Source organism: uncultured Alloprevotella sp. (assembly GCF_963536905.1).
Taxonomy (GTDB): domain Bacteria; phylum Bacteroidota; class Bacteroidia; order Bacteroidales; family Bacteroidaceae; genus Alloprevotella.
The window spans coordinates 1-10,130 of record NZ_CAUTBW010000067.1 but is presented as its reverse complement, the minus strand read 5'-3'; the positions used below and the strand labels follow the sequence as shown (position 1 = coordinate 10,130).

Here is a 10,130-nt window from a genome sequence, read left to right as displayed (position 1 = left end):
GGTACTGTCCACAAGACGGGAGAGTAGGTCGCCGCCTTTTTTCAAATAAGAGACTTCTATCAGTTTATTCTGTAGAAGCCTCTTTTTTGCCTACAAGTGTGACTAGAGAAATATCTCAAAAATGCTTAAAATAGTGGCAAACTTCATTGGAAGTACTTAACTTTGCAAAGTTTTAGTAAGTGACTATGCGTCAATTAAAAATAAATAAAAGTATTACGAACCGCCAGAGTGCGGCTTTGGACAAGTATTTGGTTGAAATCGGCCGTGAGGAGCTTATTTCCACTGATGAAGAGGTAGAACTGGCACAGCGCATTCACAAAGGTGATCGCGAAGCATTAGAGAAATTAACTCGTGCAAATTTGCGTTTTGTTGTCAGTGTTGCAAAGCAGTACCAAAATCAGGGGCTTGCACTGAACGATTTGATTGACGAAGGTAACTTAGGTTTGATTAGGGCGGCACAGAAGTTTGATGAGACTCGAGGCTTCAAGTTTATCAGTTATGCTGTATGGTGGATTCGCCAAAGTATTCTGCAGGCTATTTCTGAGCAGAGTCGTATTGTGCGAATGCCGTTAAATCAGGTAGGATTTCAGAGCAAGCTGACGAAAGCTATTGTAAGTTTTGAGCAGCAGTTTGAACGTCGTCCTTCTGTACAAGAATTAGCTGACATTTTGGACACGGATGTTGATAAAGTTCGTGAAGCAATGGGTACTAATGGTAAGAAAGTTTCCGTGGATGCTCCTTTCCAAGATGATGATTCTAATTCGCTGATTGACATTATGACAGATGAGAGTGCACCTGGAACGGACAATCAGATGGAAAAAGAATCTCTTTCTGCCGATTTGGATTCAGCGATGCTGATATTGAATGATAGAGAGCGTCAAGTTTTGAAGATGCTTTTTGGTATTGGTCGCACTGAAATGACTGCGGAAGAAGTTGCTAATTCTCTCAACCTAACAAGAGAGCGTGTTCGTCAGATTAAGGAACGTGCACTTCGTCGTCTGCGTGAGGCAGATAATATTAAAATTTTGACCAAATATCTTGGATGAAGAAAGATATTACATGAGATACGGCATTGCAGAACTTTTCTGTAGTGCCGTTTTTTTTGTACGGAAAAGAAAGGGACCTAATCAGAGTAACTGGATTTACTTACTCTGATAAATATCTATTACTGATAAGTCCTGTCGCTTATAGTCGTTGCTTTGCTTAGTCTCCCCATGAATGTTCGTTTTCTTCTTTAAGCCATTCTTTTCTCGTGTCACCAGCACCTTCGCCAGCTCCGACACTGCCAGCATTTCCACTGAGCTTTTGCAATAGTCCCGCAGCAAGATAGATGATTTCGCCTACTGGCTTTACATATTCACGCTTATTTGTTTTATAATTCTCCATAGTGAACATTATTATATGGGCAAATATACATCTTTTGTTGAATATAATGCGTAATTGTATTTCAAAAGTGATTAAGTTTTTGGTTTTTGGGGACCCCTTGTAACGAGATACGCTCCAAGGATGACGAGGAGAGCGGAAATGGGCTTGTCGAGGGAAAAATAATCCTGCTTCATAAAGATAGCGGCCGTGGCAGCAACGACGGGTTGGAGATTCATGTAGATGCTGACGGTGGTGGCGGGGAGGCTCTTCATTCCGAAAGGCAGGAGGAAGAATGCAAGGACGGTGGAGAAGAGAATGACAAAGGCGAGGACACCGATGACGCTTGTGCTTGGTGAGCCAACGTACATGGCCTGCGACGGAAACTGATAGAGACCGATGGGGAAAAGGGCGATGCCTGAGAAGAGGAATGTCCATTTCATTTGTGTCGTGGCAGAATAACGCTCCGATATGCCACCCATAATAATGTAGTAGATAGCGATGGACAGACCGCCAAGTAGTGCTAAGCAAATGCCGAGCACATCGTTCGCTCCAGCAGTGGCCGACTGGCCTTTGAGTATCATCAGCAGGGCGCCGCCCAGTGCGAGCACCACGCCAATGAGTTTCTGTGTCGTAATACGTTCGTGCTGAAAGATAGCCCCCAGCAAGAGTGAAATAATAGGGGTGCAGGCCAAGGCTATAGCTGTATAGACAGCACTGGTATAGTTGAGACTCAGAACAGTGAAGTATTGCGAAAGTACAAAACCCAATTGCGCTCCGATAAGGATAGTCCAAAGTTCGCGTCCTGACACTTTCTCTTTCCGAACGAAGAAAGAAATCAGCCAGAAAATCAGCATGGCGAAGAAAGCGCGAACGGCCAACAAACTGACAGGTTCTAACCATCCGTCGCTAAGAACTTTCATGAACGGCACAGTCAGTCCGAAGATGACATTGACTGCAAGGATAGACAGGTGACCGCTAATAGAATTTTTAGTCATTGGTAAAACAAAATTAGGATTGAAAGTGCAAAAATAAGAAAACCTATCGAAGCATCTGAGTGAAATAGGATAAAGTCAACAGATTATACGGAAAACGGGAAAAACACTCTTATAGAAATCGTCTTTTTATAAAATATCCGTAATTTTGTGAGCACATAAGAAATTAACACCTTTATGAAATTCGAAAAAATCAAGGGGCTTATAGATGCTCCCTTTACTCCGTTCTTGCCTAATGGTGAAGTAAACTATGACATCATCCCCCAATATGCAGCTCTCTTAGCGCGCAATGGACTGAAAGGCGTTTTTATCAATGGTTCTTCGGGCGAAGGCTATATGCTGACCGAAGAAGAGCGTATGCAGCTGGCTGAAGCTTGGGTAAAGGCCGTTCCTGCTGATTTCAAAGTCATTGTCCATGTAGGCTCAACTATGGTTAAGAGTAGCCGTCGCTTGGCCGAACACGCACAAAAGATAGGGGCGTGGGGCATTGGAGCTATGGCAACTCCGTTCCCCCGTATCGGACGGATTGAAGAGTTAGTGAAATATTGCGAAGAGATTGCAGCTGGTGCGCCCAATCTGCCTTTCTTCTTCTATCACATTCCCGCTTTCAACGGTTGTTTCCTTTCGATGTACGATTTTCTGAAAGCCATTGACGAAAGCGGCCGTATTCCCAATTTTGCAGGTATCAAGTACACGTTTGAAAGTATGTACGAATACAATCGTTGCTTGCGCTATAAAGACAACAAGTACGATATGCTCCACGGTCAGGACGAAACCATTCTGCCCTGTCTGGCTATGGGCGGCGCGCAAGGCGGCATTGGCGGCACAACTAACTATAACGGCCGTTGCCTCGTAGGCATCCAGAAAGCGTGGGAAGAGGGTAATCTCGAAAAAGCACGTGAGTTGCAGAACTACGCCCAAGATGTCATCGATATTATCTGCCATTTCCGCGGCAATATAGTAGGTGGAAAGCGCATTATGAAGCTCATTGGCTTGGATCTCGGTAAGAACCGCACACCTTTCCAAAATGTTACGGACGAGGAAGAACTGCAATTGAAGAAAGAACTTGAAGCCATCAATTTCTTTGAGCATTGTAATAAATAATTAGAAAGTCCCCTTCATCTTCCCCATAAGGGGACTTCCTGTTTCAGACAGGAAGCCCTCTTTTTCTTTTATCATCATTATGAAACGATACCGATTACTTATCCTCCTCCTTATTCTGCCGTTGACCCTGCTGGCTCAACAGAAGGAAGAAAAGCAATTCAACGACGTCCGCTTTGAGGCGGTGCAACCTCTCTTTAATACGCCCACCGAAGGCCTTTCTGGCCATTTCGCGGGTGTCAGTGACAAATATCTGTTAGTGGCTGGTGGCTGTAATTTCCCAGAAGTTCCCGCAGCTTTGGGAGGAGCTAAGAAATACTACGATACTGTGCTGGCCTTGGCTGCTCCTTTGACTGGAAAGCAGTGGGTGAATGTTGGCCGCTTACCTAAGCCATTGGCCTATGGTGTGAGTATCTCCACGCCCGAAGGTGTGGTTTGCATCGGCGGCACACAGGACGGAAAAGTTAGTGAGAAAAGAGTCTTTCTGCTTCAGATGCAGAAGGGGAAACTTTCCATAAAGACTTTACCTGCTCTGCCTATAGGTCTCGACCAAATGGCGGGCGCATTCGGCGATGGGTATATCTATGTGGCTGGCGGTCAAACGAATGGTCGTCCTTCCAATAAAGCTTTCCGTCTGTCGATGGGGCATACCAGTCAGGGCTGGGAAGAACTGCCCAATCTGCCAGGAGCTGGGCGTGTGCAGTCCTGTGGTGCTGTTCAGAATGGAGCACTTGGTCCTCTTTTCTATGTCTTTGGCGGTTTCGACCCTACTACTAATCTCATTGCCGATAATGGTCTGGCCTATAATCCCAAGAAAAACGTTTGGCAACCCACTTCGCGCATCCTGCCCGAGGGAGTTAGCAGTCCGCAAGCCCTTGTTGGTGCACAAGCCGTGGTGAGTGGTAGCGGACACATTCTCTTCTTTGGCGGCGTCAATAGAGAAATCTTCCAACAAGCCATTCAGCGTGGTAAGCAGTTAGCGGAACATCCGAGTGCAGCTCTGAAAGAGGCGCAAACCCAGTATATGCTTCATCCCGCAGCATGGTATCAGTTCAACGACCAGTTATTGGTGTATCAAACTATCACCGATTCCTGGGCACGTGTCTTTCAGAATCCCCGCATCGCGCGGGCTGGAGCAGCCGTTGTGCCTTTCCGCGACGGCAATGGGCAGCAGCATTGGATTGTTGTAGACGGCGAATCGAAGCCGGGCATACGCAGCGCGGATGTTACCGCCGTCACGATGACCTATACAGCTCGCTTCGGTTGGCTTAACTGGGGCGTACTCATCGCCTATCTTGTTGCGATGATCGCTTTGGGCTTCTATTTCATGCGTCGCCAAAAGGGCGGCGAGGACTTCTTCAAGGGCGGTGGCCGCATCCCTTGGTGGGCAGCCGGTATCAGTATCTTTGCCACCATGCTATCGGCGATCACCTATATGAGTATCCCAGCCAAGGCCTACGCCACTGATTGGACCTACTATCCGATGCAGATTTGTATTCTGCTCATCAGTTTCCCCGTTATCAAATATTTCCTCCCATTCTTCCGCCGCCTAAATGTGACAACGGCTTACGAGTATCTGGAGCGACGCTTCAACTACACAACGCGCCTCATGGCCAGTCTCTTGTTCATCGTCTTTATGGTGGCTCGCACAGCGTTGGTTTTGTTCTTACCGAGCTTGGCTATGACTGCCGTTACTGGTATCAACATCTACATTTGCATTGTCCTCATGGCCGCTATCACTATTGTGTATTGCACGATGGGCGGTGTGGAAGCCGTTGTGTGGGGCGATGTAATTCAAGGCATTATCCTTGTGGGCGGCGCATTCTTGGCCGCTGGCTATCTCATTGTGAACACGGGACAGGGCGCAGATGATTTCTTCCGCTTGGCTTGGGACAATGATAAGTTCCGCCTTTTCGATTGGTCTTTCGACTATCGCAACGCTTGTTTCTGGGTGGTTATCTTAGGCGGTTTGGCCAACAATCTGATTTCTTATACCAGCGACCAAACCGTTATTCAGCGCTATCTCACAACGAAGGACGAGCGCAGTGCAGCCCGCGGTATCTTGACAAACGGCTTGATGAGTGTGTTTGTCACCATCGCTTTCTTCACCATCGGTACAGGCCTCTACACGTTCTTTAAGACCCACCCAGCGGCCATGGACATGACGATGGCTAAAACTGACGCTATCTTCCCGTTCTTTATGATGAGCCAGTTGCCCGCTGGTCTTGCCGGATTGCTCATTGCTGCTGTCTTTGCTGCTACGATGAGTACGATAGCCTCCAATATCAACTCCGTGTCAACGGCTTTCACTATCGACCTCTACAAGAAACTCTATCCCTCGCTCAGTTCCTTGGGTACGTTGCGTGTGGCTCGTGTGGCCGGTGTGGTCACAGGGGTGGTGGGTATGCTCATTGCCATCTTGATGGCTACGGTAAATATCCAATCGTTGCTCGACTACTTCAACACCATCCTTGGCCTACTAAGCGGTGGCATTGGAGGCCTTTTCCTCATGGGTATCTTCTTCTCGCGCATTGGTGCTCGTGCTGCGCTCATCGGTTTCCTATGCGGAACGGCTGCCGTGTTCTACATGAATTTCCTCACCTCCGTCAATTTCTTGCTCTTCGGCTTTGTGTCGATGGGTGTTTCGGTGTTGGTGGCTTATATCCTAAGTTTTCTCTTCCCCGAAGCCAATACGCTGGCGGGCTTGACTTGGAAAACATTAGATAAATCCGTAAAATCTTAAAATATTCTTGATAATGAAAAAAGTTTTCTTTACTTTGTTCGCTCTCTTGTCCTTGACCACTTATGCGCAGGAGGCGACCGCAGATTCCACTGTGGACGTTGTGGCTTATTTTGCTAAACACGATAGTATCAAATATACTTATGTTCATAACGAGTTTCGTGTGAATGAAAAGAATGATACTGTCAATACGGTACACTATTGGCGCGATTTCCAATTGGTGGTGACCGACTCTACAAAGAATGGGTACACGGTGGAATATACCTTGCTTGATTTCAACAAGCCCGACTCCTCTTCGGTCGATTTTAAGGCACAGTTGCAGGATTTTATATTTGAAAAACTGAAAGGCTTGAAGCTGAATTTCAAACTGAATGAGTTTGGTGAAGTTCAGAAGCTTGAAAACTGGAAGGATGTGGCTCAACGCTGCAAGGACTTGCCTCAAAAAGTGGGCTCTATGCTCTTTGAGAAGCATCCCGAAGTGGCTAAGCTACTAAATAAGAAAGCTATCGAAAGTCTCTTGAAAGTAGCAGTGAGCGACGAGGAATCGGTGCGCGGATTTCTTCCAGAAATGGAATCTCTTTTCAAGCATCATGGTAGTTCCTTTAGCTTTGGAAAGCGACAAGTGCCTCGTGATGCAGAAGAGGTGGACGGATTTAGTTCCGAGGCTACGGTCACGGCCGACACTATTGCTGCGGACGAAGATGATGAGTTTGGTGGCTATTTTGTTCTCTATGAAGGAACGGCCACTATGCCAGGTGAGGGACTTGCTTCACTTATTACAGATATAGCTTCTTCTGTTGGTACTGAAAAATTGTCTGATCAAGCGGATAAAGCCTCTAACCAACTTGACATTAAGAATATGCGTCTTTCCGAGCAGAGCTATTTCGAGTATTTCTGGAAGGGGTGGCCCAAAGAGATCGAGATAGATAAAGATGTACTTATTCAGCCTAAAGGCCAAAAACAATATCGCCCAGCCAAGTTGGTTCAAGAAAAAATCACGTGGGCGGAAGCTAATATATAATACAGTATAAAAGTTCGTCGCTGCTCCCTTTCTTGCCAAAAGGAAAAGGGCTTCTCTTGTGGAAACGATAAGGCGGACTTTCAAACAAATTTAGATATGATAAATTTCAAAGCATTGGCGGAGCAGTATAAGAGTGAACTGCTCGATAAGGTCGTTCCTTTTTGGCTCGACAAGTCACAAGACCATGAGTTTGGAGGTTATTTCACTTGTCTCGACCGCGATGGTTCAGTTTACGATACGGACAAATTCATCTGGCTGCAAGGCCGCGAGGTGTGGATGTTTGCCAAGCTCTATAACGAAGTAGAACATAAGCAAGAATGGTTGGACTGCGCTGTTCAGGGAGCGGAATTTCTGAAGAAATACGGCCATGATGGTCACTTGAACTGGTATTTCGCCCTCGATCGCGAGGGGCAACCACTCGTAGAGCCTTACAACATTTTCTCCTACACCTTTGCTGTCATCGCTTTTGGTCAGTTGGCCATCGCAACGGGCAATAAAGAGTATGAGGAGATTGCGCGCAAAACTTTCGACATCGTCCTCTCACGCGTGGACAATCCTAAAGCTCGTTGGAACAAGGCCGTTCCTGGCTCACGTGGCTTAAAGACGTTCGATCTCCCCATGATCCTTTGTAATGTTGCACTGGAGATTGAGCCTTTGTTAGAACCCGAGTTCCTGCATCAGACCATTGATACCTGCCTGCACGAAGTGCTCGATGTTTTCTATCGTCCAGAACTCGGCTTGGTGGTTGAGGCTTTGGGAAAGGATGGAGAACTTGTTGATAGTTTCGATGGGCGCAAACTCAATCCCGGCCATGCCATCGAATCAACGTGGTTTATTATGGACTTAGGGAAGCGTCTGAACCGTCCCGACCTCATAGAAAAAGCCGTTGAAATCAGTCTTGCCGAAGTGGAATATGGTTGGGACGAGCAGTACGGCGGTATCTTCTATTTTATGGATCGTTTGGGCAAACCGCGCCATGAGTTGGAGTTCGACCAAAAACTATGGTGGGTACATATCGAAACGCTCATCTCCATGCTCAAAGGTTATCAGCTCACAGGCAACCCGAAGTGTCTCGAATGGTTCGAGCGCGTGCACGACTACACATGGAAGCATTTTGCCGACCCCGACTATCCTGAATGGTACGGCTATTTGAATCGCCGTGGTGAAGTTCTGCTGCCGCTCAAGGGCGGTAAGTGGAAAGGCTGCTTCCACGTTCCCCGTGGTCTCTTCAACTGCTGGAAGATGCTGGAAGAGTTGAGTAATCGCGAACAGAAATAATAAAGCGAAAAGTCGCTCCATCGCTTCCACACTTCAGAGTTGCTTCGTTGCCATTTTTTAGGACACGCTGCGCATTTCTCCTAATGGGGGAGATGGAGGGACTTTCGGAATCCCCATCTTTTCTTTTATCATTATGATTTTATCCACTGTATTCGACGCGGAACGCTACTACGCATTGCATCCGCTACTGAAAAAGCTCTTCGACTATGTACGCTCCCACGACCTCTCAAAGGTGGAGACGGGGCGCATCGAACTGCAAGGCAGCGACCTCTTCATAAATGTTAGCGATGCCACACTCAAGACGCGCGAAGAGCAGAAGCTGGAAGTGCATCGGGCTTATATGGACGTCCACTTCCCTCTAAGCGGTGTGGAAGAAATTGGTATCAGTCCACTCAGAGCACTCGGACAAAGCGATGCGCCTTTCAATGAGGCAGAAGACTTTGCTCTCTATTCGGCTCCGGCAGAAACCTACTTTCAGGTGCAACCTGGCGAGTTCTGCCTCGTTTATCCAGAAGACGCTCATGCGCCTATCATTGGGCAAGGCCAACTTCGCAAACTGATTGCTAAGGTGCGCCTCTAACATCTATCTTCCCACTTATCCGAAAGACCGCAGCGGCTCGTGCTTCTGCGGTCTTTCTGTGTTTGAGAAATAATAGAGCATCCTGAGCTCACTCCCATGGAGTTGTCCGTCCTTTTATTGGAAGAGAGTCAGATATTCGTTTCTGAGTCAAGCTTTTATCGTATTCTGCATGAAAGAGGTCTATTGGAACGTATGGAGCATGATTTCGTCCTTGCAGCCGATGAGTTCCATCATAAGACTAAATTCGCTAATGAGATGTGGCAGACCGATTTTACCTATTTCAAAGTCAAGGATTGGGGCTGGTATTATCTCTCTACGGTAATTGATGACTACAGCAGGTATATTATCCATTGGGAGTTATGTTCGAGTATGACTTCTGAAGATGTATCCAGAACTATAGATAAAGCGATAGAAAAGGCAGGAGTTGCACTTCATAATCCTCCTTGCCTGTTATCAGATAATGGACCATGCTATATTGCTTCCTCTCTCAAACAATATCTCTGTAAGGAATATAATATCAAGCATATCCATGGCAAACCATTCCATCCGCAGACGCAAGGAAAGATAGAACGATATCATCGATCAATGAAGAATGTGATAAAACTAAATCATCATTTCTGTCCCTCTGAATTAGAAAAGGCCATTGATGGGTGGGTGAAATACTATAATGAGAGCAGATTTCATGAATCGTTGGATAATCTTACACCAAGAGAGGTATATTTAGGCCAAGGGGAGAAAATTAAAAGGATAAGAGAAACAATAAAGCAAAATTCAATCAACAAAAGAATTTCTGAGAATAAAAGAATGATATTACAGCATAAATAACTACATTTACAGTTGTGCACTTTTGTTTGACAACGTACAAATATGTTTGCCTCTAAAAAATATAGTGATTGCGAATAAATCATTCCAAAAAATCATTTGCTTTTATGCCTGATGAACCTTATTCTCCGAGACTTCTATATAGGTCTACGACACAGGAAAGCTGCTGTTGGCGTGTTTCAAGCAGTTCCATTTGGGCATCAAGTGCATCGCGTTCGGCCTCAAGTACAT

Annotated in this window: 9 protein-coding genes; 7 read left to right on the top strand and 2 right to left on the bottom strand. The window is 46.2% G+C overall.

Features of this window, described 5'->3' with window-relative positions; genetic code table 11:
- Window positions 1-185: 185 nt before the first annotated feature.
- Entirely contained in the window at window positions 186-1,046 is an 861-nt protein-coding gene (locus ABLA33_RS09480; RefSeq protein ID WP_315092389.1) for an RNA polymerase sigma factor RpoD/SigA, read from the top strand.
- Window positions 1,047-1,203: 157 nt separating this feature from the next.
- Here the strand turns inward: ABLA33_RS09480 and ABLA33_RS09475 are convergent, their stop codons facing one another.
- Both ABLA33_RS09475 and ABLA33_RS09470 read right to left on the bottom strand, forming a co-directional pair.
- Window positions 1,204-1,386, bottom strand: coding sequence for a hypothetical protein (locus ABLA33_RS09475; RefSeq protein WP_311491284.1), 183 nt, complete (start codon window positions 1,384-1,386; stop codon window positions 1,204-1,206).
- Window positions 1,387-1,457: 71 nt separating this feature from the next.
- Complete coding sequence (locus ABLA33_RS09470; RefSeq protein WP_347720118.1) at window positions 1,458-2,360, bottom strand: EamA family transporter; 903 nt, start codon at window positions 2,358-2,360, stop codon at window positions 1,458-1,460.
- 174 nt (window positions 2,361-2,534) lie between these two features.
- On the opposite strand from ABLA33_RS09470, the gene ABLA33_RS09465 reads away from it, so the two are divergent.
- The 6 genes from ABLA33_RS09465 to ABLA33_RS09440 all read left to right on the top strand — a co-directional run bounded on the left by ABLA33_RS09465 (window position 2,535) and on the right by ABLA33_RS09440 (window position 9,902).
- The gene (locus tag ABLA33_RS09465; protein WP_347720117.1) at window positions 2,535-3,461 is read left to right on the top strand and encodes a dihydrodipicolinate synthase family protein; all 927 of its coding nucleotides are present in this window, start codon (window positions 2,535-2,537) and stop codon (window positions 3,459-3,461) included.
- 79 nt (window positions 3,462-3,540) lie between these two features.
- Window positions 3,541-6,201 (top strand): cyclically-permuted mutarotase family protein, encoded by a 2,661-nt coding sequence (locus ABLA33_RS09460; protein WP_347720116.1) that lies wholly within the window; start codon window positions 3,541-3,543, stop codon window positions 6,199-6,201.
- Window positions 6,202-6,214: 13 nt separating this feature from the next.
- Window positions 6,215-7,219 carry a hypothetical protein gene (locus ABLA33_RS09455; protein WP_347720115.1) on the top strand — a complete coding sequence of 335 codons (1,005 nt, stop codon included), beginning with the start codon at window positions 6,215-6,217 and terminating at the stop codon, window positions 7,217-7,219.
- Window positions 7,220-7,315: 96 nt separating this feature from the next.
- The gene (locus tag ABLA33_RS09450; RefSeq protein WP_347720114.1) at window positions 7,316-8,497 is read left to right on the top strand and encodes an AGE family epimerase/isomerase; all 1,182 of its coding nucleotides are present in this window, start codon (window positions 7,316-7,318) and stop codon (window positions 8,495-8,497) included.
- Window positions 8,498-8,630: 133 nt separating this feature from the next.
- Window positions 8,631-9,077, top strand: a complete 447-nt coding sequence (locus ABLA33_RS09445; RefSeq protein WP_347720113.1) for a YhcH/YjgK/YiaL family protein — start codon at window positions 8,631-8,633, stop codon at window positions 9,075-9,077.
- Window positions 9,078-9,173: 96 nt separating this feature from the next.
- Window positions 9,174-9,902 carry a DDE-type integrase/transposase/recombinase gene (locus ABLA33_RS09440; protein ID WP_347720112.1) on the top strand — a complete coding sequence of 243 codons (729 nt, stop codon included), beginning with the start codon at window positions 9,174-9,176 and terminating at the stop codon, window positions 9,900-9,902.
- Window positions 9,903-10,130 lie beyond the last annotated feature (228 nt).